20 protein-coding genes and 2 pseudogenes are annotated in these 25,578 nt (G+C 52.2%); 12 read left to right on the forward strand and 10 right to left on the reverse strand.

Annotated elements, in window-relative coordinates:
• Positions 1 to 4: 4 nt before the first annotated feature.
• The 6 genes from KQI79_RS12525 to KQI79_RS12550 form a co-directional block, all read right to left on the reverse strand.
• Entirely contained in the window at positions 5 to 1,207 is a 1,203-nt protein-coding gene (locus KQI79_RS12525) for an ROK family protein (RefSeq protein ID WP_216538583.1), read from the reverse strand.
• A 39-nt stretch (positions 1,208 to 1,246) separates the two neighbouring features.
• Positions 1,247 to 1,786, reverse strand: coding sequence for a chromate transporter (locus KQI79_RS12530; protein ID WP_216538584.1), 540 nt, complete (start codon positions 1,784 to 1,786; stop codon positions 1,247 to 1,249).
• 18 nt (positions 1,787 to 1,804) lie between these two features.
• A complete protein-coding gene (locus tag KQI79_RS12535; RefSeq protein WP_230191436.1) occupies positions 1,805 to 2,416 on the reverse strand; it encodes a chromate transporter in 612 nt (203 codons plus the stop codon).
• Positions 2,417 to 2,866: 450 nt separating this feature from the next.
• Positions 2,867 to 4,258, reverse strand: a complete 1,392-nt coding sequence (gene thrC / locus KQI79_RS12540) for a threonine synthase (protein ID WP_216538585.1) — start codon at positions 4,256 to 4,258, stop codon at positions 2,867 to 2,869.
• Between the two features lie 94 nt (positions 4,259 to 4,352).
• The gene (locus KQI79_RS12545) at positions 4,353 to 5,057 is read right to left on the reverse strand and encodes an AIM24 family protein (protein WP_216538586.1); all 705 of its coding nucleotides are present in this window, start codon (positions 5,055 to 5,057) and stop codon (positions 4,353 to 4,355) included.
• 57 nt (positions 5,058 to 5,114) lie between these two features.
• Positions 5,115 to 5,570 carry a hypothetical protein gene (locus KQI79_RS12550; protein WP_216538587.1) on the reverse strand — a complete coding sequence of 152 codons (456 nt, stop codon included), beginning with the start codon at positions 5,568 to 5,570 and terminating at the stop codon, positions 5,115 to 5,117.
• 158 nt (positions 5,571 to 5,728) lie between these two features.
• Here KQI79_RS12550 and KQI79_RS12555 point away from each other — a divergent pair, with 158 nt between their 5' ends.
• The 8 genes from KQI79_RS12555 to KQI79_RS12590 all read left to right on the forward strand — a co-directional run bounded on the left by KQI79_RS12555 (position 5,729) and on the right by KQI79_RS12590 (position 13,289).
• Positions 5,729 to 6,448, forward strand: a complete 720-nt coding sequence (locus KQI79_RS12555) for a GntR family transcriptional regulator (protein ID WP_216538588.1) — start codon at positions 5,729 to 5,731, stop codon at positions 6,446 to 6,448.
• Between the two features lie 141 nt (positions 6,449 to 6,589).
• Positions 6,590 to 7,603 (forward strand): sugar ABC transporter substrate-binding protein, encoded by a 1,014-nt coding sequence (locus KQI79_RS12560; RefSeq protein WP_216538589.1) that lies wholly within the window; start codon positions 6,590 to 6,592, stop codon positions 7,601 to 7,603.
• A gap of 101 nt (positions 7,604 to 7,704) precedes the next feature.
• Positions 7,705 to 9,213: a sugar ABC transporter ATP-binding protein gene (locus tag KQI79_RS12565; protein WP_216538590.1), complete on the forward strand. Its 1,509-nt coding sequence runs from the start codon at positions 7,705 to 7,707 to the stop codon at positions 9,211 to 9,213.
• Positions 9,210 to 10,160, forward strand: a complete 951-nt coding sequence (locus KQI79_RS12570; protein WP_216538591.1) for an ABC transporter permease — start codon at positions 9,210 to 9,212, stop codon at positions 10,158 to 10,160. Before KQI79_RS12565 ends, KQI79_RS12570 begins: the two co-directional genes overlap by 4 nt.
• Positions 10,147 to 10,866, forward strand: coding sequence for an N-acetylmannosamine-6-phosphate 2-epimerase (locus KQI79_RS12575; protein ID WP_216538592.1), 720 nt, complete (start codon positions 10,147 to 10,149; stop codon positions 10,864 to 10,866). Before KQI79_RS12570 ends, KQI79_RS12575 begins: the two co-directional genes overlap by 14 nt.
• 22 nt (positions 10,867 to 10,888) lie before the next feature.
• Positions 10,889 to 11,800, forward strand: coding sequence for an ROK family protein (locus KQI79_RS12580; RefSeq protein WP_216538593.1), 912 nt, complete (start codon positions 10,889 to 10,891; stop codon positions 11,798 to 11,800).
• Between the two features lie 143 nt (positions 11,801 to 11,943).
• Complete coding sequence (locus KQI79_RS12585) at positions 11,944 to 12,507, forward strand: LemA family protein (RefSeq protein WP_216538594.1); 564 nt, start codon at positions 11,944 to 11,946, stop codon at positions 12,505 to 12,507.
• A 2-nt stretch (positions 12,508 to 12,509) separates the two neighbouring features.
• On the forward strand, positions 12,510 to 13,289 hold the full coding sequence (locus KQI79_RS12590) for a TPM domain-containing protein (protein WP_216538595.1): 780 nt from the start codon (positions 12,510 to 12,512) through the stop codon (positions 13,287 to 13,289).
• A 91-nt stretch (positions 13,290 to 13,380) separates the two neighbouring features.
• On the opposite strand, the gene KQI79_RS12595 is transcribed toward KQI79_RS12590, so the two are convergent.
• Both KQI79_RS12595 and KQI79_RS12600 read right to left on the reverse strand, forming a co-directional pair.
• Positions 13,381 to 13,941: a PadR family transcriptional regulator gene (locus tag KQI79_RS12595; protein ID WP_253298124.1), complete on the reverse strand. Its 561-nt coding sequence runs from the start codon at positions 13,939 to 13,941 to the stop codon at positions 13,381 to 13,383.
• 12 nt (positions 13,942 to 13,953) lie between these two features.
• Entirely contained in the window at positions 13,954 to 15,474 is a 1,521-nt protein-coding gene (locus KQI79_RS12600) for an MDR family MFS transporter (protein WP_216538597.1), read from the reverse strand.
• A 216-nt stretch (positions 15,475 to 15,690) separates the two neighbouring features.
• Here KQI79_RS12600 and KQI79_RS12605 point away from each other — a divergent pair.
• From KQI79_RS12605 to KQI79_RS12620, 4 genes and pseudogenes are all read left to right on the forward strand, one after another.
• A pseudogene (locus KQI79_RS12605) lies at positions 15,691 to 15,780 on the forward strand (aldo/keto reductase); the annotation flags it as partial.
• Positions 15,781 to 15,879 (forward strand): annotated as a pseudogene (locus KQI79_RS12610) (aldo/keto reductase); the annotation flags it as partial. It abuts the pseudogene before it with no gap.
• Positions 15,879 to 16,901 (forward strand): LacI family DNA-binding transcriptional regulator, encoded by a 1,023-nt coding sequence (locus tag KQI79_RS12615; RefSeq protein WP_216538598.1) that lies wholly within the window; start codon positions 15,879 to 15,881, stop codon positions 16,899 to 16,901. The pseudogene KQI79_RS12610 and the gene KQI79_RS12615, both read left to right, overlap by 1 nt.
• Before the next feature lie 108 nt (positions 16,902 to 17,009).
• The gene (locus KQI79_RS12620) at positions 17,010 to 21,710 is read left to right on the forward strand and encodes a carbohydrate binding domain-containing protein (protein ID WP_216538599.1); all 4,701 of its coding nucleotides are present in this window, start codon (positions 17,010 to 17,012) and stop codon (positions 21,708 to 21,710) included.
• Positions 21,711 to 21,982: 272 nt separating this feature from the next.
• On the opposite strand, the gene KQI79_RS12625 is transcribed toward KQI79_RS12620, so the two are convergent.
• Positions 21,983 to 23,818 (reverse strand): ABC transporter ATP-binding protein, encoded by a 1,836-nt coding sequence (locus tag KQI79_RS12625; RefSeq protein WP_216538600.1) that lies wholly within the window; start codon positions 23,816 to 23,818, stop codon positions 21,983 to 21,985.
• Complete coding sequence (locus KQI79_RS12630; RefSeq protein WP_216538601.1) at positions 23,805 to 25,556, reverse strand: ABC transporter ATP-binding protein; 1,752 nt, start codon at positions 25,554 to 25,556, stop codon at positions 23,805 to 23,807. The genes KQI79_RS12625 and KQI79_RS12630 overlap by 14 nt, the downstream gene beginning before the upstream one ends.
• Positions 25,557 to 25,578: the final 22 nt, after the last annotated feature.

The following is a 25,578-nucleotide window of genomic DNA, read 5'->3' on the forward strand; positions in this document are numbered from 1 at the left end:
TTGCTTAATCGGCAAGCTTATGAATGGTCATTACGGCCGCGCCGAGCACTAACGCTTCTTCGCCGAGATTCCCCCGGCTGAACTCGGCCCGGTAATCCGAATGATGATACGTGTTGCGATTGGCGACTTCGACAGCGGTTTCAAACACTAACGGATGGCTGTACAAAATCGGACCGCCGAGAATGACTTTCTCGGGATGCAATATATTTAATAAATTGGCGAGGCCGATGCCCAGATACGCGGACGCTTGCTTGAAAATTTCCGTCACGAGCGGATCGTTCGCCGTCAACGCTTGCTGCAAATGAATGAAACTGATTTTTTCCGGATCAGGCTCCATCATCGTTACAACGCTTTGCCGCCCTTGCTTCAGTTTCGAGCGGGCTTCGCGTTCAATGGCCGGGATCGAGACGTAAGATTCCAGCGATCCGAAGTTGCTGTCGGGAGTAAGCCGATGGCCGTCCGACTGGATAATCATTTGACCGATCGCGTTTTCGGTATCGACAGCGCCGTATACGACGCTGCCGCCGGCGATCATCGCCGAACGGATGCCGGCGCCGGCATGAACATAGAGCAGGTGCTTGTACCTTTTGTCGCGTACATGCCAATATTCGCCAAGGATCGCCGTATTCGCCCCATTATCCAAAAAGACGGGGATATCAAGCGACCGGCTCAGGATGTCGGCGACAGGCACATTGACCCACCCCGGAGCCGGGAAATGCTGAGGCTTTAGCAACGTGCCGGTTGACCGATCCAGAGGCCCGACCGAACCGATGCCCAGGCCGAGAACGTCTTCTTTGGCAATTTGTCGATCGGCCAACATATAGCGAGCGCTTTGCGCGATGCTTTGCAGCAAATAATCGGGCGTGCTATGCTCGTCCATTCTCCATTGCTCGGAAGCCAGTTTTTGCAGATCCATATCGTAGAGAACCAGCTTCGATCTTGTGCGGGAAATTTCGAGACCGAATACATAAGCATAATCGGAATGAATTCGGTACAAAACAGGCTTTCTTCCGCCGGTTGAATCCCCGAAACCCGCTTCTACGATGAATCGCTGCTGAATGAGTTCTTCCAATAATCTCGTTAACGTGCTGACAGGCATTTTCGTCTGTTCCAACAATTCCAATTTCGAAACGGTAGGATGGTTTCGAATGAGCCGATAGATCGCTTTATGCTTCGGATTAGAGATCCGATCTTCGATACGTAGCACGCTTCCACTTCCTTTATCCGATGAAATCGGGAACTTGGGCTAGCTGTAAACGGCAATCCCGATCAGTCCCGATAAAAATATGACATACAACGGATGCATTTTCAAGCGGATTAAGGCGAAAAGCGAGAAAACGAATAAAGCGAAAACGATGGCGGTGTTCCAACCGAGCGATCCGATCATGCCGCTGTTTACGGCGAAGCGGTACGCACCGTACATGATCATGGCCGTAATGACGGGACGCAGTCCGTACAGGGCCGATTGTACCCATTTGTCGGCATAATATTTATACAAAAAGACGCTGATAACGATGACGAGCAAAAAAGAAGGAAACACAATTCCGGCGGTGGAAATGACGGCGCCCGGCACACCGGCCGTATGGTACCCGACGCTGACGGCGATGTTCGTCGCAATCGGACCGGGGGACATGCCGGCCAGCGAGACGGTATCCGTGAATTCGGCGGCGCTCATCCACCCGAACTGCTCGACGACGGCATGTTCGATCATAGGAATCATGGCATAGCCTCCGCCGAAGGAAACGAAACCGATGAATAAAAAAGTATAGAATAATTGCCATAGCATACCGGTTTTTCGTCCCTTCTATATATAATATTCAATTTGATGCTGCTCATTTTTGTTGCGGGGAGCGGTGGAATGTCCCAACTTTTTCTTCAACGGCATGATCGCCATTCCGGCTGCCGCGCCTCCGATAATGACGAGCAAAGGATGAAGCGGCGTAAACAACAGCACCAATATCGTTATAATTGCCGTTGCGAGCGCAGTCTTGTCCGAAATCGCCGTTCGTCCGACGCGAATTCCTGCATAGACGATCAGCGCGACGGTAGCGATCTTGATTCCGGCGAAGGCTGCATTGATTTTGGGCGAATCGTTCATGAGCGTAAATAAGACGGACAGTATGAGCACGATGACAAACGTAGGAAGGAGGATGGCGAACGTCGCTACGGCGGCCCCGGCCACCCCGGCGGTACGATACCCGATGAGCGTTGCCGAGTTGATGGCGACGGTGCCCGGCAATGAGCCGGTAAGGGCGAACATGTCGGTCAATTCCTCTTGATTGAGCCACTTTCGCTTCGTGACGATTTCCCGCTCGATGAGCGGGATCATCGCGTACCCCCCGCCGAACGAAGTCGGGCTAAGCTTGGCAAACGACCAAAACAACTGAAGGAGCAGTTTTGCATCTGTTTTATTCAATTGTAATCACCTTTCAGTTTGGATTGATTCCAGTATACTATACTTAATACCAAAATGGAATAAACAATAGTTTGTTTTTGAGAGTCGAAGTCTGATTTACTTATTTTTACAATAATTTAAACCCGATTAAAACGGGTTGTTTCATTTGTTATGACCATTTTGGAATTAAGGTAGAGATAGTTTGCTATGACAATTTGAACGGAAGGAGGGATGCTGTCTGTCGAAAACGTTATTCGGCAGTTGCGTGAAGTTCGGCCTTTTGTGGAAATCCCCTTCGTTCAGAACTGAGTGAAAGGGATATCGACAAAAGGAAAATAAGGAGGATGCCGAGATCGGAAAAATAAAATTACGCCAAAAAAAACGATGCCGCCTTATGAACGAATATCAATTCGCGAATAAGACAACATCGTTCCCAACTCGTCCCGCAACTCTATGGGGGCATCGCCTTGCTTATTTAAAAAACGCCAGCAGCTGTTCGATCACTTGTTGTTTGTCGCTATCGACGACGGTCATCCGCTGCGGCTTATCCCACAGTTCCGCAATCGGCTCGGGGAACGTTTGCCGGATGCCGCATTCGGCGATCGCCTCGTCGAATTTGGCCGGATGGGCGGTGGCAAGGGCGACGCATTTGCCGCCGCCGTTCTTGAACATGCGTTCGTAGGCTGCGACGCCGCAAGCCGTATGCGGGTCAAGCAAATAGCCGTGCCGTTCGTTGTAATCTTTGATCGTCTCGAGGCATGCCGCGTTGCTGACGGCATAAGAGGCAAAGTCGCTTTGCACGCGGCGCAGCGTATCTCCCTCGGCGGCGATCAAGCCTTTTTCCCGGAAATCGTTCATGATGCGGGTGACCGCCGTGCCGTCTTCTCCATGCAAATAATACAGGTAACGCTCGAAGTTGCTGGCGATTTGGATGTCCATGGCGGGGCTGTACGTCGTTTTGAAATTTTCGGGACGATATACGCCGTCGTTGACGAACCGTTCCAGTATATTGTTTTCATTCGTCGCGAGCAGAAATTTGCCGACAGGCAATCCCATGAGCCGCGCCAGGTAACCGGCGAAAATATCGCCGAAATTGCCCGTCGGCACGCTGAAATGGATTTCCTCCGTCATACTGTCGTCCGCGACTTTGAAATAAGCGTAGAAGTAATATACCGTTTGCGCCAGGATGCGCACGAAATTAATCGAGTTGACCGCGCGCAGCGAATGCTCGCTTTTGAACGCGACATCGGAGAACAATTCCTTTACGATTTGCTGGCAGTCGTCGAAATTGCCGCGCACGGACAAATTCAGCACATTGTCGTCAAGGAGCGAAGTCATTTGCAACTCTTGCACTTTGCTAACTTTGCCGTGAGGATGCAAAATGCAAATTTTGATGCCTTCCTTGGACTTGACGCCGTGGATGGCTGCCGCGCCCGTATCGCCGGAAGTCGCGCCGATAATGTGTATTTTTTCACCGTATTTCTGCGAAACGTAAGCGTACAGATTGCCCATAAACTGCAGAGCCACATCTTTAAACGCAAATGTCGGGCCGTGGAACAGTTCCAGTACGTACAATCCGTCTGCGATCGGCTGTACCGGCGTTACTTCCGGGCTGCGAAACGTGCTGTAGCTGTCGTGCACTAATTTTTTCAAATCTTGCTCCGGGATTTCGTCGCCGACGAAGGGAGCTGCGATTTTCAAGAATAGCTCTTGGTAGGAAAGCCCGCGCCAGCTCTTCAACTCATCCTTGGACACCTTCGGAACATGGGCCGGAACGAACAATCCTCCGTCATTCGCCAATCCTTGCAGAAACGCCTCTATGAAACCGCAGCGCACTCCGCCGCGCGTACTGACAAATTCCATCTCTCATTCTCCTCGTTTACATTGTCTATTTCATCTATTGTATTAGATAATTCGCTAGGAATAAAGTTTTTTCGCAAACTTTCCCGTTAATTTTTCATTTGATCACAATGCCGCCGAACGGAATAACCTCCCGCAAAATCCGCTTGACGAGCCCGTCGTCTTTCATGTCCCGCTCCAGCTTGTCGTTTTGCCGTCCCGCTTGGATCAGAACCGAACCGCGGCCGGTCATTTTCCAATGATAGTTCATATGCTGGCTTGCGAGATGATTGCCGTAGACGCATAGTTCAAGCTTGGCGTTCTCGGGATAAGCGATGACGCTCCCCGCATCCACGAACAGCGGTTCGACGGGGTGAAGCTCGGCTTCGCATACGATCCCTTGCGTCAAAATGCCGATCTCTCCGTTTCCGGCAAATTTCATCTTGACCGCATCGCGGGTAACGAACATATTTTTGACGCTTAGAATTCGGGTTTTCATCGTAACGCCCGTACTGTAGAAGAACAGATGGCGGGCATCGTAGAGCAGATCGCTTTCCCCTTCGAGACGGATCGCCTTCATGCTGAAGCTGGGGGGAAGGGCGGCCAGAAATTCGCTAGGTCCCGAAATGCGCGCCTGGATCAGCTTTTTTTTGCGGTACATGCCTTTGATGTTCATCAGGCTGTCCGCTCTTCCTTCGGGATTTCCGCGGTACGCGATAATTTGCTGCGGATGCAGCACATGGACGAGTTCGCCCTGCTGCAGTGAAAAGCGGACGGCTTGTCCGCTTCCGTATCCGCCTTGTTCTTCGAAAACGATATTCATTCGGCAATCCCTCCCCGTATCCCGCATTGGCTGCGTTCATCCGCCATAAGTGATTCTCTATCCATGCTGCCTCGTCCGTACGCGCATCGCGAAACGAATCGCGCGCAGCAGCATAAAGTACCCCGCCAGAACGCCGATTGCCGCGAACAGGAACGATCTAACCTTTCGAGCGTTTTCCTCGCGCGTTTGTTCCGCCTGCCGCAACTCCAGCACCATTGAGGCGAGCGCTTCGTTTTGCTCGATCAGCTTATCGTTTTCTTCCCGGTACGAACGGATCGATTCATTGGCTTGATCCAGCTTCGTCAACGTTTCATTATAGTTATCCAAAGTTTGCCGGTAATTTTGCTTCAATTCATTGACCTCGGACGGCAGTTCGGAAAATTGCTTCAAATTGTCCCATAAACCCGCTTTGGCGACAGGGGCAAAAAAGAAGAACATAAAACAAAAAAAGGACAGGGTTGCAGCTTGTTTTAACGCCGCCCGGAACGCCGTGTTTCGAAAAAATCCGTTCATTCCCGCCACCTCCGTTACTGAACTTGTACAACAATAATACGAAAAAAATGTCAATTAAGTTTCCCTTTTGTCGTTTCGCCTGCAGCGAAAAAAAAGATTTGACAAATTTAATTATTATAATGTTATAATATTATCATAATTCAAAGGAGGATCGTTCGATGTTGGATAAAAAGAATCCGCTTTCTTTATACATCCAAATGAAGCAAATTATTATGAATAAAATTAACGACGGGGAATGGAAAGTCGGCGATAAAATCCCGTCGGAAACCGAATTGTGCGAGCAATACAATATCAGTCGAATCACCGCCAGAAGAGCGATGACCGAACTGGAGCACGAAGGTCTGATCGAAAGAAAACCGGGCAAAGGGACATTTGTGAAGTTTGCCGGGATCAGTCAAGAGCTTTCGAAATTTTACAGCTTTACGGAAGAAATGAAAATTAGAGGTTTTACTCCCTCGTCCAAGCTGATCGATATTGAAGTCGTTTATCCGGACGAAGAGATAAGAACGGCTTTGAGTATGGACATTCAGGAGAAAGTTTATTTGATCAAACGGTTGCGGTTAGCGAACGGGGAAATTATCGTCATCGACCGCTCCTACTTGCCGTGCAAATTGTTTCCGGAACTCGAACAATACGATTTTGAACAGCATTCGCTTTACCAGACGTTGCAGGAACATTACGGCATCGTCGCCAATGTGGCCGAGGAAACGATCGACGCTATCTTAATCAATAAAGAAAATGCGGATCTTCTGGAAATTAATAAAAATACGCCGGGATTGTTAATCAAGCGCGTTACCTATTCCGACGAGACGCCGATCGAATTCAATCATCGCATCGTGAATAGGGACAAGTACAAATATAAGGTTGTGCTGCGCTAATGCCAATTCAGCGAACCGCGCGGGAACGGTACGGAAGGGAGGTGAATATCTAAACAGGCAACATTCGTTTTAGAACAATTTGAAAGCGTTTGCGTTTCGGGTAGTAACAGACTATTGACAACGAGGGGAATGAAAATCGAAATGAAAAAAACGGTATTCATCGTAACAATGTTGGTTTTCACGTTGTTGGCCGCAGCTTGTTCCAACGGAGGGAGCGGTGCGGCGGTTCAGGAAAATAACGGGGGGAATAAAGCGGAGAGCCGGAACGAAACAGATACAAAAAACGACCCGGCCAATCCATCTTTGAAAATCGGATACACCGTGATGAATCTTTCCAATCCGTATTTTGTCGATTTATCCGAAGGCGTAAAAGCGCGGGGCAAGGAACTGGGATACGATATCACGATTCATGACGGCAAGTCGGACGCCCTCCAGCAAATTAACGCGATCGAGAACTTTATTACGAAAAAAATGGATGTCATCGTCATTAGCCCGATTGACGACCAATCGCTCGTTCCCGTCGTGCAAAAAGCCAAAGAAGCGGGAATTCGCGTCATCGGCGCCAATCAGAAAGTCGAAGGAGTCGACGCGTTCATTACGGTGCCGGAATATGAATACGGACTTGCCATCGGGGAGGTCGCAGGTCAATGGATCGCGGACAAATTAAACGGGGAAGCCGAGGTCGCCATTCTCGATTTTCCGGAATTGAAGCCGATTATCGACCGGGCGAACGGCATCAAGGACGGAATCTTGAAGAATGCGCCGAATGCAACCATCGTGGCGAACCAATCCGCGAATACGCCGGAAAAAGGAATGCGGGCGATGGAGACGATTTTGCAGGCGCACCCTAATGTGAAAGTGGTGGCGGGAGTCAACGATGCCGGAGCGTTAGGAGCTTTCGAAGCGGTCATGGCCGCGAACAAAAATAGCGACGATTTCTTCATTGGAGGTTTGGACGCAACGAAAGAAGCGATTGCCAAAATTAACGAGAATAGCATTTACCGGGCAACGATCGATATCGATCCGTTCGGCACAGGGAAGTTGATTGTCGACACGGCCGCGAAAGTGGTGCAAGAAGGACCGATCGAGGAAACGATCGCCGTTCCTATGAAAGCGGTTACGACCGAGAATGTAGCCGAATATATCAAGCAGTAGACCGATGTACGCGATACCGAATCCCTCTCGCAGAGTACAGCATGTTCATTTCCGCATTATATCATCTCGGAGAGGGATTCTTGTGGCAGGAGGGAAAGCATGTGAACGGTACCATATTAAGTCTCGACCAAATACGGAAAGTGTATCCCGGCGTCGTCGCGTTGGATCAATTAAGCATCGAATTTAAGGAAGGGGAAGTCCATTCGATCGTAGGAGAGAACGGTGCCGGTAAATCGACGCTGATCAAAACGATAACCGGCGCCATTCAGCCCACATCGGGGCTCATCACGTACAAGGGCGTTGAAATGCCGTTCATGGATCCGATTTATGCGTTGCGGGAAGGGATCGGCGCCATATATCAGGAATTCAATTTAATTCCGAGTTTGACGGTAGCGGAAAATATTTTTTACGGCAGGGAAATGACAGGAAAATATTTTTTGAACAAGCGAGAGATGAATCGCAAGTCCGAACAAATCTTGTCTGAGTTGGATATTCCTATATCTCCAAAAACGCTGGCCAAAGATCTGAGTGTCGGATATCAGCAAATTGTGGAAATAGCCAAATCGGTATCGAGGGATGTAAAGGTATTGATTATGGACGAACCGACAGCGCCGCTCACCGATAAAGAGGTAGAAAAACTGTACGAAATCGTATGGAAGCTGAAACGGAAGGGCGTAACGATCATTTATATCTCTCACAAGCTGGAGGAAGTGTTCCACTTGTCCGATCGCATTACTGTGATGCGAGACGGCAAGTATATTAAAACATTGGCCTGCGGGGAGACGAACAGCCAGGAATTGATCGGTTTAATGGTAGGGCGCGAACTAGGGCAAAACTATCCGCCGAAGACGGGGTCGGAAGGAGAGCTCATCCTCGAAGTCAAAGGCGTATCGACGAACAAAATTCGCGACGTTTCTTTTCATCTGAAACAGGGCGAAATCCTGGGAATCGCGGGATTGGTAGGCGCCGGAAGAACGGAACTGGCCCGGGCGATATTCGGGGCGGACCCGATTCTGAAAGGCGAGATTGTCGTACGCGGACAAAAAGTGAATATACGCCATCCGCTGGACGGGATTAAGCATAAATTGGGCCTCATCCCGGAAGACCGCAAACAACACGGCGCTTTACTGCAAATGGATATCAAATTTAATATCTCTTTCGCTTCCTTGCCGAAGCTTTCAAAGTACGGTTTCATCCGCAAGAAAAAAGAGAAAGAAATGGCGAACCGCTTTATCGGCGCCCTTGCCGTGAAGACCCCGTCCGAGCATCAATACGTCAAAAATTTAAGCGGAGGCAACCAGCAAAAAGTGGTCCTCGCCAAATGGCTGGCGATGCAATGCGATATTTTGATTTTCGACGAACCGACGAGAGGGATCGATATCGGCGCGAAACAGGAAATTTACCAGTTGATGCGGGAACTCGTATTGGAAGGAAGATCGATCATTATGATTTCTTCGGAAATGCCGGAACTGATCGGCATGTCCGATCGGATTCTCGTCATGAAGGACGGAAGGATCAAAGGAGAAGTCCGCGGTGCCGAAATATCGCAAGAACGTATTTTAACTTTGGCTACAAGCGAAGAATCAGATGGAAAGGCGGTAGGCGAATGAGTGCGCGGAATATATTTACGAAATACGGGATTTATGTCGTCCTGGTATTTCTGATCGTTTTCTTTTCTATCGCGTCCGACGCGTTTTTATCCGTAGACAATTTTATGAACATATTGAGACAGGTGGCGGTCATCGGAATCGTTGCGGTCGGCATGACATTCGTCATCCTGACAGCCGGCATCGATTTGTCCATTGGAGCGGTGATCGGTGTATCGGCCGTCTTGACCGCACAACTGATGGTTTCCGGAGTTCATCCCGTCATAGCCATTATCATTACGTTAACGGCGGGCGTTGGGATCGGCTTTTTGAACACCTATTTTATACATGAAATCAAAATTCCGCCGTTAATTGTCACACTGGCCACGATGACCGTATTGCGCGGCGTCGCTTACTTAATAACTGGCGGGCTCCCCGTATACGGTTTCCCCAAAGGCTTCAGTGCGATCGGACAAGGATATGTTCTGGGCGTTCCCGTCCCGGTCATCATTATGGTCGTTTGTTTCGCCATCGGATATATTGTGCTGGAGAAAACAAAATTCGGCCGCTACGTATACGGCATCGGCAGCAATGAAGAAGCGTCCCGACTGTCCGGGGTCAACATTCGCAAAGTGAAGTATATTACGTATTGTTTTTGCGGTTTTTTGAGCGCTTTGGCGGGTATCGTTCTATTGTCCCGCGTGAATAGCGGCCAACCGATCGCGGGAACCGGATACGAATTGGACGTTATTACCGGCGTCGTGCTGGGCGGCGTCAGCATGAACGGCGGCGAAGGGCGCATTACCGGCGTCATTACCGGAATTATTATTATGGGAGTTTTGACGAACGGCATGATCTTGCTTAATATTAGCGAATATTTCCAATTGGTAGTGAAGGGAAGCGTGTTGCTCGCGGCCGTCAGCTTCGACTACATCACGAAAAAACGGAGGGTTTCTATTGAACATACATGAATTCAAACGGGGATTGATCGTATCTTGCCAAGCGCAGCCGGACGAGCCTTTCTTCGGATCGGACTATATGGCCAAAATGGCGGTCGCGGCTGAAATGGGAGGCGCGATCGGAGTTCGGGTAAATACGGTTCCGGACATCGTTGCGGTGCGTAAGGCGGTGTCCATTCCGGTTATCGGGATTATTAAACGGCAGTATCCGGATTGTTATCCTTATATTACGCCGACGATCCGGGAAGTTCAGGAGGTTGCGGACACCGGGGCCGACATTGTGGCGGTCGACGCGACAAAGCTGTTAAAGCCTGACGGCAAAACGACCGAACAATTCATTCATCATATTAAAGAACGGTTCGACCTGTTGGTGATGGCAGACGTATCTACGGCGGAAGAAGGCGTTGCCGCATGGAAGGCCGGCGCGGACATCGTTGCCACCACATTGGCGGGCTATACCGAATATACGAGGGAGAAATCCGATTTGCCGATGGAATTGCGCGAACCGAACTTCGATATTATATCGGAACTGGCCGATCGCATCGAGGTTCCCGTCGTGGCGGAAGGAAGGTTCTGGGACTATCGAAATGCGGTGAAAGCCATGTCCCTCGGCGCTTATTCCGTGGTGATCGGGGCGGGTATTACCCGGCCGCAAATTATTACGCAAAAAAATGTAATGGAAATCAACCGTTATTTAACCAGCTTGCGTTCAATTTAATCCGTGGGGAGGCAACAGGAGGATGTTGGCAATCGGGATCGATATCGGCGGCACAAAAATAGTCGGCGGCATTGTCGACGAGCAAGGCAACATGATTCGGAGCGTAGAACGTGCGACGGAAGCGGAAAAAGGAAAAGCGTATCTTCTGGAAAATTTGGAACGTCTGACGGAAGAATTGCTCGCGGAAACTTCGGCGGATGGCATCGGCATCGGCAGCGCAGGGAGAATTGACGTTTATGAAGGAACCGTTTATTACGCTACGCCGAATTTGCCGGATTGGACCGGAGTCCGCTTGAAACAACATATGGAAGATCGATTCGGCATCCCAACCGTAGTCGATAACGATGTGAACGCGGCCGGCATCGGCGAAATGTGGCTGGGCGCCGGAAAGCAGTATTCTTCGGTCGTCTGCTTGACGCTTGGAACGGGCGTTGCTGCGGCCGTCTTCGTCAATAGGGAAATCGTGCGCGGACACCATTGGAGCGCCGGAGAGATCGGACATATGATTTTGTATCCAAAGGGAAAACGTTGCAACTGCGGACAATGGGGTTGTATGGAGCAGTATTGTTCCGGTACGGCATTATTTAAAACGTATAACGAGCTTTGCGGGAAACATGCGGTTTCATCCGGAAAACAGTTTTTCGCCCTGCTGCAATCCGGGGACGGCATCGCCAGACAAGTGCTCGACGCGTTTACGGACGATCTGGCGATCGCTATGGCCAGCTTATGCAATATTTACGATCCGGAAGTCTTCATTATCGGCGGCGGACTAATCGAGACGCAATCGTATTGGTGGGATGCGATGCTGGAGAAGATCGGCCGCTACGCCAATGAGGCGGTGCGCCGTCCCGTCGTTCTCCCCGCCCGGTTCAAGAATCAGGCCGGATTATTGGGGGCGGCCAAGCTCGCTTTCGACGAGCTCACCAAGAAATAATAATAATTCTCGCAAAACGGTTTTTCGCAAGCCGTTTTTTCGTCCTTCTGTGAAAATCCCCGTCGCTCAGATTCAGGAAGAAGTCCAATATATTTTCCGTGAAAATGGCAAACACTACTTGGAAAAGGATGGAGGGTGTTTGCATGAGGCGTTCTTCAATTGGTCTTATTGTGGTTGGAGCGATTATAGCCATTGCGCTCGTTAGCGGAATCGGCGCCTATAACGGATTGGTGTCCTCGGAGACGGCGGTGGAAAATAAATTTTCGCAAATCGACGTTAATTTGCAGCGGCGCGCCGATCTGATTCCGAATCTGGTCAATACGGTAAAAGGATACGCGGCGCATGAACGGGAAGTGCTGCAATCTATTGCCGACGCCAGAAGCAGATTGGTCGGAGCCGGCACGCCCGCGGAAAAAGCGGCGGCGGATGCGGAGCTGACGGGAGCGTTGTCGAGGCTGTTGGTTGTCGTGGAGAATTATCCGACGTTAAAAGCCGATACGCAATTTGCGCGGCTGATGGATGAATTGTCCGGGACGGAAAATCGGATCGCGGTGGCGCGCAAAGATTATAACGACGCCGTGTCCGCGTACAATGCCCGGCTGCGAAGATTTCCGAATTCGATATACGCCTCCATGTTCGGTTTCGAAAGAAAGGAATTGTATAAAGCGACGGAAGGCGCGGAAAAAGTACCGGAAGTGAGCTTCTGAACATGAAACTCCGGAACATGGTCCGTTATGCCGCCATTGGACTCGCCTTAACATTTCTCCCTGCCGGAACGCTTCATGCCGAAGCGCGCGCCCCGTCGGAATACGGCGTATACGTTCAGGATGAAGCGTCCTTGATCGGGCATGGGGCAAGGCAATCGCTTTATCAAAACGCGGCGTGGCTTCATGACCGTACAGGGTCGGCGCAGGTGGGAGTCGTAACGCTGCCTTCGCTTGGCGGTTCGACGATCGAGCAATTGGCGGTCGCGAGATTTCGGGAAATGGGGCTCGGGAGCAGAGAGAGGAACGACGGCGTGCTGCTGCTGTATGCGGCTGCGGAGAACCGCGTGCGCATTGAAGTCGGATACGGTTTGGAGGGAGCGATTCCGGACGGGAAAGCGGGAGCCATTCTGGATACGTATTTTCTCCCGCATATGAGCGCGGGGAATACCGACGATGCGTTTCTGTACACGCAGTCCGCCATCATCCAAGAAGTTGCCGCCGAGTACGGCATCGATCCTTCTGAAATTTACAATACGGATTTGACCGGCGCATATGACGGCTACGGGGATGCGGGCTTGTTCGAAGGGATTCCCGGTTATATGAAACTATTGGGTCTGGCCGTGCTGATCATCCTTCTTATTCTCGATTTCAAGTTTACGGGCGGCATGGTAACGTTCGCGTTGTTGTCGATGTTCCGGCGCGGCGGTTTCGGGCAAGGCCCGGGCGGCCGCGGGGGACGGGGAGGAGGAGGCTCGTCCGGAGGGGGAGGAGCGAGCAGGTAAAGCGTAGTATGCCCGCCAACGCCTCGCTTTGAAAAGACGAAGGCGAAGCATGCGCCCCGATGACGGCATCTTCGCCTTCTTGATTGTTATGCTATTCGACCAGATCGAGCGGAACTCCGACTTCCCCGAGCTTGCCGCGCTGGGCGTCGGCATAGAGCCGTTTCAACCAATGCAATTCGGTTTTGGAATGCTCGTACATGCCGATCATCAGATGAAGCGCTCCTTTTGGCACTTGATCGATATGATCCTCGTACAAAGCGTAATAGAAATTGACCTGGTGCTCGATTTGTTTGATTCGTTGTTCCAACAAGTCGGCCATTTTGTTCTGGTCGCCATGGTCGGAGAACGCCAGCGCCAAGTACATCGGATGAAAGATGGGCTCGGGTTCTTTAAATTTTTGCAGCAAAAGCTGATGAAATAATTTCTTCCCTTTTTCCGTAATCCGATAAATCGTTTTGTCCGGCCGGTTGCTGCTCTGGATCACCTCGACCGGTTCAATATGCTCCTCTTTCGCCAACTGATCTACGGCGTAATAGAGGGAGCCCATTTGCATCTTCGTATAATGGGTCATGGCGCGTTCTTTCATTTTCAATGTAATTTCATACGGATGCATATCCGCTTCGAGCAGCAAACCGAGAATCGCGAGCTTCATCGACACGGCCGCTTACCTCCTCGGTTCCGGCTTCCATTGTTTCTGCGGCGCGATTTCCACCCGTTCGTTGGACATCGTCAGGATGAACACCGCTCCGAGTACGGCGGGAACCAGAGCCCACATAAACGTTTGGGCGATGGACGACGACAGCGCTTCGGTAATGACTTTCAGTACGTCCGGCGGGATCAATTCGCGCGTTTCCGGCGTTAACGCCGCGCGCGGGTCGCCTCCTCCGGGGAGGGGACCGCCGCCGCCGAACGCTTCGGCCATCCTGTTCGTGAAAGCGTTGCGCTGCACGATCCCGAAAATCGAAATGCCGAGCGTCATGCCGAGCGAGCGCAGAAACGAATTCGTCGACGTTGCCGAGCCGCGCTGGCGCATATCGAAATTATGAATCGCCGCCATGTTCAATACGGAGAACGAGAAACCGACCCCGAATCCGGTAAGAATCATGTACAACGTTACCATGGAGCGGGCCGTGTCAGGCGCTAGCGTGCTTAACGTATAAATGCCCGCGACGAAAAATACGATCGAAACGACCATAATGTTGCGAAAACTCGTCTTCGTCGTCAAAAGCCCGCCAACTTGGCTGCCGACTACGGAGCCGATCATCATCGGCATCAGAATCAATCCCGAATTGGTCGCCGAACCGCCGAACACCCCTTGGACGAAAATGGGGATATATACGGTTGCAACGATAAATGCGGCGCCGTAGCACAAGGCTACGATCGAGCTTGACGCAAATAAACGCTGTTTGAACATATTGAACGAAATGATCGGCTCGGCCGCTCTCGTCTCGATGAACAGAAATAGGGCGAATAAGACGGCGAATCCGGCAAATAAGCCGATAATGACGATGGAATCCCAAGCATACTGGTTGCCGCCAAGCTCCAGGGCGAACATGAGGCATACGACGGCGCCGACGAGCGTAAACGCTCCGCCCCAGTCGATGCGCTGCTTGGAATGTTCCACCGATTCCTTATAGAAGAAGACGATGAACGCGAAAGAAACGATGCCGATCGGCACGTTAATGTAAAATACCCAGTGCCAACTGATCGAGTCGGTAATAAACGCCCCCAGCAGCGGTCCGAATATGCTCGAGGTGCCGAATACCGCGCCGAACAGGCCGGACATTTTGCCGCGTTTCTCCGGAGGAAAGATGTCGAATACAATCGTGAACGCGATCGGCATCAATGCGCCGCCGCCTATCCCTTGAATGGCCCGGAAAATGCTCAGTTGCACGATATTTTGCGAAAGTCCGCATAAAGCCGAGCCGATTAAAAATACGATTAAACCGAATATAAAAAATCGTTTGCGTCCGTACATGTCGGACAGTTTGCCGAAAATCGGCGTCCCTGCCATGACGGCGACCATATAAGCGGAAGTGACCCACACGAATTTATCGAGCCCTCCGAGATCGGATACGATCGTGCCCATCGCTGTCGCGACGATCGTATTGTCCATCGCCGCCATCAAAATGCCGAGCATTAAGCCCGCGACGACGAAGCCGATTTTACTGTTGTTAGAAACCATAGCTTATGTACTCCTTTTCCAAAAAATGAATTCAAATTTGAATAGAAAATAACATGAAATTATTATATTCAAATTTGAATAAAAAGCAAGCGATTTTTTTGCCGCCCCGCACAAAGCTTTTATTTTTCCGCATTTTCTTTCATAATAGATGTTGTGTGGTAAACAAGTAATTTCGCAACGTATTACACGACAGGTTGCACAAAAAGGAGGATACATATGCCAGCACATTTGCAGGATACGACAACGCTTCATAACGGAGTGAAGATGCCTTGGCTCGGCTTGGGCGTGTACAAGGTTCAAGAAGGGGTATTCGATTTCGAATTAAGCGACGACGATATGAGCGCAATCGACGCGTTGAACGAAAATCGCCGCATCGGCCCGGATCCCGATCATTTCAATTTTTAATGGATATTTTCGACATCGCCCGCCTTGCGGGCGTTTCGCGCAAGACGGTCCAGCGGGTGTTGAACGGCGCGCCGAACGTTTCCGCACAAACGCGGGACAAGGTGCGCAAGATTATGGAGGAACATCATTACGAGCCGAACGCTGCCGCCCGTCGGCTGTCCGCCCGCAAAACGAATACGCTTGGCATCTTTATCGTACAGGATGAAAGAAATTACAAATTGTATTCCGACGATTTGTTTTACGGCGCCGTGATCGGCTCCATGATCAGCCGCTGCGCGGAACACGGCTATAATGCGCTCGTCTCGATTCACGACATTTCGAATACCGATTCGTTATTAAGCCTGTACAAGCAAAAAAGCATCGACGCCGGCATGCTGGTCGGATGGTTCGATTTGCAGGCGATCGTCGACCAAATTGCCGGGGCGGGGTTTCATGTCGGCGTCTTCGACCAGAACACGATTCGCCCCGGAAACGACGGCATCCCCGTGCCGATATTGGACAATTACCGGAGCGCTTATGCGGCGGCGCAATATTTATTGGATTTGGGCCATCGCGACATTGGCATCGTGACCGGAGACATGAATAATCGAAGCGCGGCCGAACGATTGCACGGATTTGCGGACGCTTTGCGGAACCGTGGGATAGAGTTGCCCGAATCGCGCATTTATTACGGCAAATATACCGAAGAAGACGGCGCTGCGGCAGCGGAACGGTGGATAGCGGCGGGAGATCTGCCGCAAGCTTTGTTCTGCTCCAACGACTTAACGGCATACGGCGTTCTCAAAACATTGGCCCGACTTGGGGTTGCCGTACCGCGGCAAGTTTCGGTGATCGGATTCGACGACCTGCTAGTGTCGCAATATATGCACCCGCCGCTCACGACGATGAGAGTCCCCCGGGTCGAAATGGCGGTCTATGTCACGGATGCCGTCATCGACTTAATCGAGAAGCGGGAAACCGCCCGGCCGTCCCCGCAATTTACGGCCGAGCTCGTCGTCCGCGATTCCTGCTGCGGCCCTTAGCGTATAACGAACCTTCATTGACAACGATGAGCGGTTCGTTATATATTTTAATTGCAATTGTCCCACGTGGGACAATTGCAAAAAATTCTCTAAGGGAGGGGAATTGGAATGGTAAAGCGGTATGTTAGGAAATACGCAATCTCGTTGCTGGCCTGTCTGCTTATCTTTACAACGCTGCCGCACGGTATGGGCTTGGCTGACGGATTAGAGGCAAGCCGATTCAAGGATTTGCCCGCCAATCATTGGGCGGCCGACGCGATGCGACGTTGGACGGAGCTAGGCGTTATCCAGGGGTATGGCGATGGAACCGTACGCCCGAATGAAAACGTTTCCCGAGCGCAATTCGCCGCAATCATGAACCGGATGCTAGGCCTGCAGGCGACCGTGACGGAACCGATTGCGGATGCGCCGTCTGCAACCTGGTACGGCCCGGAAATGGCGAAGGCTGCGAAGGCCGGATATTTGATGCCGGATGGGGAACGCAAATCGTATCCGCACAAGTCTTTGAACAGAGCGGAAGCTGCGCTTGCATTCGAGATATTGTTCGATTTCGGCCACGCGAAACGTGAAAGCGGATACATATTTACGGATGTCGGGGCGCTGAATCCGCAGACGGTAGAAGCAATCGGCGCATTGGCCGCAAGCGGTTATGTGCAAGGTTACGGCGACGGAACATTCCGGCCGGAACGGGCGATGACGAGAGCGGAGCTCGCTGCTATCGTCGACCGGATGATCGGATTGCTGGCGAATGAAGCGGGAGAACGTACAGGGGGGGACGTTGGAAGCAATGCGATCGTGGCCCGCGGAGGCGTTATTTTGAAAGATAGTGTCATCGACGGCAATCTGTATATTACGGAAGGGATCGGAACAGGGGAAGTGAGTTTGCAACGGACAACGGTAAAAGGAACTACCTATATTAACGGCGGGCGAGTCGTAAATTTGAACGATTCCCGGCTGAGTGAGGTCGAGGTGAACGCGACGGACGGCAAGGAGAGAACGCTGCATATCGCGGGCCAGATCGGCAAGCTCGTATTGAACGGCAAGATGAAGGTGATCTTGGCTGAAGGCGCCGTCGTTTCCGAATTGATCGTGAGTGAAGAGGCGCAAGGGACGATCATTGAAGGAAGCGGGGAAATCGGCAGTCTAATCAATCATGCGCAAGACGTATATTGGAACGGGAAACCTGTTTCGAGCGGGCAGAACGAACCGCCCGGGAAGACTCCAAGCGCCGCAAGCAGCGGATCCGGCAGTTCCGGCAGCTCCGGCGGATCGGGAGGAGGCGGAGGAAGCACGCCGCAACGCCCGATGTGGACTCTCGTATGGAACGACGAGTTCGAGGGCGATGAAATCGACCGTGGCAAATGGACGTTTGACATCGGAAACGGAGAAGGCGGTTGGGGCAATAACGAACTGGAATATTATACGGATCGTCCCGAAAACGTGAAGGTCGAAAACGGCGCTTTAGTCATAACGGCCAGAAAGGAAGCGTATGAAGGCTTCGATTATACGTCGACGCGCATTAAGACGAAAGGAAAGTACAGCCAGAAGTACGGCAAATTCGAAATTCGCGCCAAGGCGCCCGCAGGCAAAGGTTATTGGCCGGCGATCTGGATGATGCCGGAACACGACGCTTACGGAACCTGGGCTTCTTCCGGCGAAATCGACATCATGGAAGGTTGGGGAAGCATGCCGCATAAGGTCGGGGGCACGATTCATTACGGCGGAAACTGGCCGAATAATACGTATTCGGGCAAGGAATACGAGTTCCCGAACGGCGGAACGATCGAGGATTACCATGTATACAGTATCGAGTGGGAACCGGGCGAAATCCGGTGGTACGTCGACGGGCAGTTGTATTCGACGCAAAACGATTGGTACAGCAGAAGCTTGTATCAACCTGCCAACAATACGTATCCCGCGCCGTTCGACCAGCCGTTCCATCTCATTATGAATTTGGCGATCGGCGGACATTTCGACGGCAATCCCGATGACACTACGGTATTTCCGAAAACGATGGAAATCGATTATGTGCGCATGTACGAGTTGACGGGAAGGCCTTACCGCGAACCGAAGCCGCCTGTCATTCCGAAGGAGGATTTGCCGCCAAACGCTAAAATGCCGCTGCCGGACGGGAATTTGGTCTATAACGGCAACTTCGACGAGGACGAACCGGACGTTCCGAACCTCGACGATGTTCCGAATACGGACTATTGGAGACTCTTCCGAGGGGAAGGCGGTGCGGGAAGCGTCCAGATCGACCGGATTGGCGACGCCAACTATTTGAAAATGAATATCGCCTCGCCCGGCACGCAACCTTATTCCGTGCAACTGCTGCAGGACGTGTCCGTCGCCAAAGGACGGTATTATCAATTGAGCTTTGACGCGAAGACGACTTCGGCGCGGGACATCGGCGTGAAAGTGACGGGAGGCGAGGCTAGAGGATTTGCCGCTTATTCGCCTTCTTCCACGTTGTCGTTAACCGGCGAATTTAAACGGTACGAACTGCAATTTCAGATGAAGCAAGATACGGACATCGCCGCCCGCATCGAATTCAATGCCGGCTTGAACGGCGACCCGGTCTGGATCGGCAACGTCAGAATGGAAGAAATCGACGGCATCGAGTATGACCACGACGCCCCGAAAACGCCGCTGAGCGGCGACGGCAATCATATTTACAACGGCACGTTCGATCAGGGCGAGCCGGATCGCATGACATACTGGCATGTGTATGCCGATTCCGGCGCGGAAGCGTCGGCAAGCGTGAGCGAAGCGGAGCGCAGGATGAGACTGAATATCGCGAATCCGGGCGACGGTTCGAAGCATAGCGTCCGCTTGGCCCAGAAGGGATTGTATTTGATCGAAGGGCAGGATTACAAGTTAACGTTCGATGCAAGCGCGTCTACGGACAGAACGATCGAAATCGAGCTCGCAAGCAAAGACGGCAAGACATCCTACGGCAAACAAACCGTCGCTTTGGACTCTTCTTTTGCTTCAAGAACAGCCTCCTTCTCCATGGCGAGCGCAACGGACCGCGAGGCGCAAATCGTATTTCACTTGGGCGGAGCGAAAGGAACGATCGCGATGGACAATATCAAGCTGATCCGTACGAGCGTATATTACGATCCGGAGCTTGAATTTTATCCGCTCGTTAACGGCGGGTTCGACCGCGCTCTGGATTCGTGGGAGGTGATCGCGGTGGACGGTGCCATCACCGGTTCGGTTGTAGACGGGGAAGCGAAACTGCAAATCGCGAACCGGGGATCTGCGCCCCATGGGAATCTGATGATTCAATCGGGATTGAAGCTGGCGGCCGGAATCGACTATATTCTCGAATTCGACGCGCGTTCCACCGCGAACCGGAAAATGCAAGTTACGGTGGAAAATGCGGGATACTTCCGTTACTTCGACCAAACCGTCGATCTCACACAGGACATGAAGCGTTATCGGTTCGAGTTCCGCATGACGCGGGACGAAACGGTCGACTTGAAGTTTTTGCTGGGTAAAATTGCAGGAGACCCGGACTTGAACGCGCATGATCTATTTCTCGACAATGTCGCGCTTGAAGTGAAAGACGCGCCGGTCAAACGGCCGCCGGCATTGTATGCTGAACCTGCTTCCGCGGGACGGCCGGTTGTAATTACGTATGCGGATCGGGAAGAGTGGCGACAGGCGGTGACCAAGGTGAAAATAAACGGCACGGCGCTGCAGCACGGCGAATATCAATTGCAGGAAGGGGTGCTGGAGATTGCAGCGGACCGTTTCCCCGAGCCGGGAACGTATACGGTTGCAGTCGAGGCGGAAGGGTATGCCCATGCGAGAGTGAAGCAGACGATTATCGCGGAAAGCGGAAACTTGATTCGCAACGGCGATTGGACTGGCGGGAACGAGCATTGGGGCCATTGGGCCGGAAACGGCGGAGCGTCCGTATTTACCGTGGAGGACGGAACGGCCAAGCTCGATATTAGCGCGATCGGGACGGAAAATTGGACTACGCAATTGTTCCAGGAAGGCATTCCTTTGCAGGCGGGCAAAACGTATGAGCTCCGTTTCAAAGCATGGTCGACCGTCGATCGTCCGATTCGCGTCGAATTTACAAACACGTCTCCCGTACAGGAAGCGAAGTTTGACATTACCGACGATCGTCAATCAGTCTATACCTATCAATTTACCGCCGCGCAGAACGTTTCCTTGAAGCTGAATTTCTGCGTCGGCAATGTCGTGAACGGGGCGAAGGCGACTCCCGGCGAGCGGCATGCGGTTTATTTTGACGATGTGGAATTAACGGAGGTTGGCGGTGGCGGAACGAATCCGGGTCCCGTAGAAGGCTGGATCGAGGTCGGGGACAATGCGATAGAGAACGGAACGTTCGACAGCGGGCTGGACGGATGGAAAACGCATAACCAAGGCGACTATGAAGAATGGGCCGGAGACGCGAACATTACGGCGGACAATGGCCAAGCGAAGGTGGAGATCGCCGCGGAAGGCTGGGATTGGTGGCATATTCAATTCTATCAGGAGCCTGTCAGCGTCACGAGCGGCACCTACAAAATCGCGTTCGATATGCGCTCCGACAATAGCCGACCGGTCTATGTGGAACTGGTCGGTTCGGGCGTCCCCAAGCAAACTTTTACCGTCGATCAAACAATGAAAGCGTATGAGGGCATCATCCGCGTCGGCAATGACGGCTCGTACAAATTCATGTTCGATTTCGGCAGGAACGAATCGGATGCGGAGCTTCCCGCTCCTTACAACATTTATATCGATAATATCCGGCTCGTAAGAGTCGAGAGGGAGGCAAGCGGCACTTAGCCATCCAATGCATCAATCAAAAAGCCATCATAGGGTAGATATTCTCCCTAGGATGGCTTTTCTACTTTATTCTTAGCCCTTCTGTCGATATCCCTCTCGTTCAGAACGCCGGTCTCTGACTGTCGCTAAACCATGCCATGAGCGAGCGGGATACCGGCAAAAGGCGAATAAAGGGGGGCAAGGCAGGTCCGAGAAGGCCGAAACGCTCGCTGCGAGCATCTTGCCGGAAGGTTCCGATCATTTACTTAGCCGCAGCTAGCCTCGTGTTAAACTCATACCGCGCCGTGCGCCGTTTCTGTGCGATCGCCTCCCGCATTTCGCGCATGACGGTACAGTTCCTCGTAATATCCGCGCATAGCGAGCAATTGCTCATGCGTACCCTGCTCCGCGATATGCCCGTTCTTCATCACGATAATGCGGTCAGCTTGCATTACGGTGGAAAGCCGGTGCGCGATCACGATCGTCGTCCGTCCCGCAGACACGGATTGCAGGGCGTTCTGTACCCATTGTTCCGTCTGCGAGTCCAAATTCGCCGTCGCTTCGTCCAAAATTAATATTTTCGGCTGAAATACGACGATTCTTGCAAAGGAAATCAACTGCCGCTCGCCTACGGACAGTCCGCTTCCCCGCTCGGACAAAACCGTGTCGTATTGGCGGGACAAGCGCATAATCATCGGATGGGCCCCGACGAATTCGCACGCTTCGATCACTTTTTCCCTCGATATGTCCTCCCGGAACAGGCGCACATTATCGACGATCGAGCCGGAGAACAGAAACGGCTCCTGCTGGATCAAGCCCACGATCCGGTGCAGCGTCTCCTGCGGAATGCGCCGGATGTCCGTGCCGTCGATTTCGATGCTGCCCTGATTCACATCGTAGAACCGGTTCAGCAAGCCGATCAACGTGCTCTTGCCCGCTCCCGTCGCGCCGACGACGCCCACCATTTCTCCGGCCTCCAGATGCAAATCGAGCTGCCGGATGACCGGACGGTGTTCCCGATATCCGAACCGGATTCCGTTAAAATCGATTTTCCCCCGAACATGTTCCGGACGAACGTCAATCGTTTCTTCGGGATTCGGATCCTTCACTTCCGGCGAGACGCTTAAAATGTTCCATATCCGGTCCATCGAGACGATCGTCGATTGAAACGTATTCCATTGCATCGTAATTTGGTTGATCGGTTGAAAAAATTGGCGGATATAGCTGATGAACGCGTACAACACCCCAAAATGAATCTGTTCGTGAAATACCGCCATCCCGCCTAACCACACCATAAGCACAAGGGCCACATTTCCCAAAATATCGAAGGTGCGGTTGAAGAATACGTGGGCGCGTATTTCCCGGATATTGGCTTCCCAGTAGTTTTTATTTTGCACCGCGAAACGTTTGACTTGCTCGTCCTCTTGATGGAACGATTGGATGAGCCCCATGCCGGATAAGTTTTCGGCGACGAACGCGATCAGCCGCGATAGCCGGCTTCTCGCCTGTTGATACGTTTGGCGCAAATATTTGCGAAACAAGAAGGCGATCGTTGCGATAACCGGAAGCACAAGCAGACAATACCAAGCCAAAGTGGCGTCCAGATGAAACATGAACGCGATGATAAGCACAAGCATCATCCCGTCGCGAATTAAACTGAGAAGGACCTGGGTGAAAAATTGGCTGATCGTCTCCGTATCGCTGGATACGTTCGTCACCAGGCTGCCGATATGAAACCGGTCGAAAAAAGACATCGACAGCTTTGAGATGTGGGCGAACAACTCTTTTCGTATGCGGGCGACGATATTTTGCCCCGCATATTGCAGCAAATTGTTTTGCAAATAAGTAAACAGGAAGCTGACGGCGGAAAGCCCCAAATAAACGGCCGCGATGACGATCAGAAATTTCATTTCCGCATTGCCCGCGGCAAGATGATCGTCAATGGCGATTTTCACGAGATAAGGCTGAAGCAGCTCCGCCGATATGCCAAGGATAGAGCAAAGGAAAATCGCCAGAAACGTCAAGCGATGCGGCTTGGCATACGACAATACCGCTTTGAAGGAGGCGGCCCGCCCGCTGCCGGGCGCATGCGGGGCCGAATCGCCGCCGGTTCGGTCACGGTTCGACATGCTGCAATCCCTCCTCTTGAATTCGGTGCAAGGAAGCGTAGATGCCGCCCGTTTCCATAATCAGTTGCTCATGCGTGCCGCGTTGCACAATTCGGCCTTCGTCCAAGACGATAATTTCATCCGCATGCTTTACGGCGCTAATGCGGTGCGAGATGATGATCGTCGTTTTATTTTTTCGTTCATTCTTCAGATTGGCGATAATGTTGCTTTCCGTTACCGCATCCACCGCGCTCATGCTGTCGTCCAGAATGAGTACCGGCGCTTTTTTCATCAGTCCCCGCGCCAAGCTCGTGCGCTGGCGCTGCCCGCCGGACAAGGTGACGCCCCGCTCGCCCAGCTTCGTGTCAAAGCCTTCCGGAAATTGAATGACATTATCATAGATCATCGCTTGCTTCGCGCCCTTTTCGATTTCGCTTAGCGGTGCCTCGCGGTCGCTGAACGCAATGTTGTCACGGATCGAAGTGCTGAACAGAAATCCGTCCTGCGGCACGTAGGCGAGCTTGGAGCGAAGGCTTTCCAACGTAATGTCGCGAATATCTTTGCCGTCGATCCGAATCGTATTCCGGGGCGGCTCGTAAATGCGCAGCAGCAGCTTGACCAGCGTCGTTTTGCCGCTGCCCGTTTTGCCGACGATGCCGAGAGTGCGGCCTGGGCGTACGGCAAGATCGATATCGCGCAGCGAAGGCCCATTCGCGTTCGGATAAGCGAACGACATGCGTCTGACGCGGATTTCGCCGACTTTCTCAAGCGGAGCGGCCATCTCCGACTCGCGCACGTCCGGCACTTCGGACAGCAGCCGGTTCACCCGTTCAAGCGACGCGCGCGAACGCTGCATCATGTTGATGACGTTGCCGATTTGCTGCAGCGGGCCCATAATGATGCGCAAATACAGAGTCAGCGCGACGAAGTTGCCTAGCGTGATCGTATGTTGAATCGTCATATATCCGCCTACGAGCAAAGAGGCGACCAACGATAACGCGCCGAGAAACGGCAGCAAAGCTTGGAAAACGGAAGACAGCCGCACCAGACGAAGCTGCGCGTCGCGAACCCCGTCCACCGGCCCGGCGAACCGGCGTTTGGCGATGTCTTCGGCGGCGAACGTTTTCGTCACGCGGATTCCGCCGAGTTGTTCTTCCGCCGATTCCGTCATCGTGGCCAGCGCTTCCTGCACGTTCATGGACCGTCTGCGGATTTGCGGACCGAAATAGACGACAAGAAACGGAATGACCAACAGCGGACAAATGCTGATCGCGATTAACGACGCCGGAATGGAGCTTAACGCCATCATGACGATGCATGAAAGAAGCAGAAACAGCGCGTTCGTCATTTGATTGACGCCGTTCGAAATCGATTCCCGCACCGACGTGACGTCGTTCATCACGTAACTGAGCAGTTTGCCGGTTCCTTGTTTGGAGAAATAATGCTCGCTTAAATCGGTAAATTTCCGGAACAGCTTTTGTCTCGTTTGAAATTCGAACTTGCGCCCGAGCCTCATGACCGTATACTGTCCAAGGCCGAACAATACGCCGTACGAAACGCCGATCGCCAGCAGCAGCAAGCTGTACTTGACGATCGAGGACCGGTCGGCGGTTCCGTCCTTCAAAGCGTCGGTAAATTGGCCGAGGACGCGGGGGAGGGCGGCTTGGTCGACGTTCGACGCGATAATAAGAGTTACCGCTAATAAATAATAAGGCCAGTTCGCTTTGACATAACTGATAAGCAAGCCCCGATCGTTCAACAGCATCATCCCCTTTACGCGT

This window comes from Paenibacillus sp. MSJ-34 (genome assembly GCF_018918005.1).
Lineage (GTDB): Bacteria > Bacillota > Bacilli > Paenibacillales > Paenibacillaceae > MSJ-34.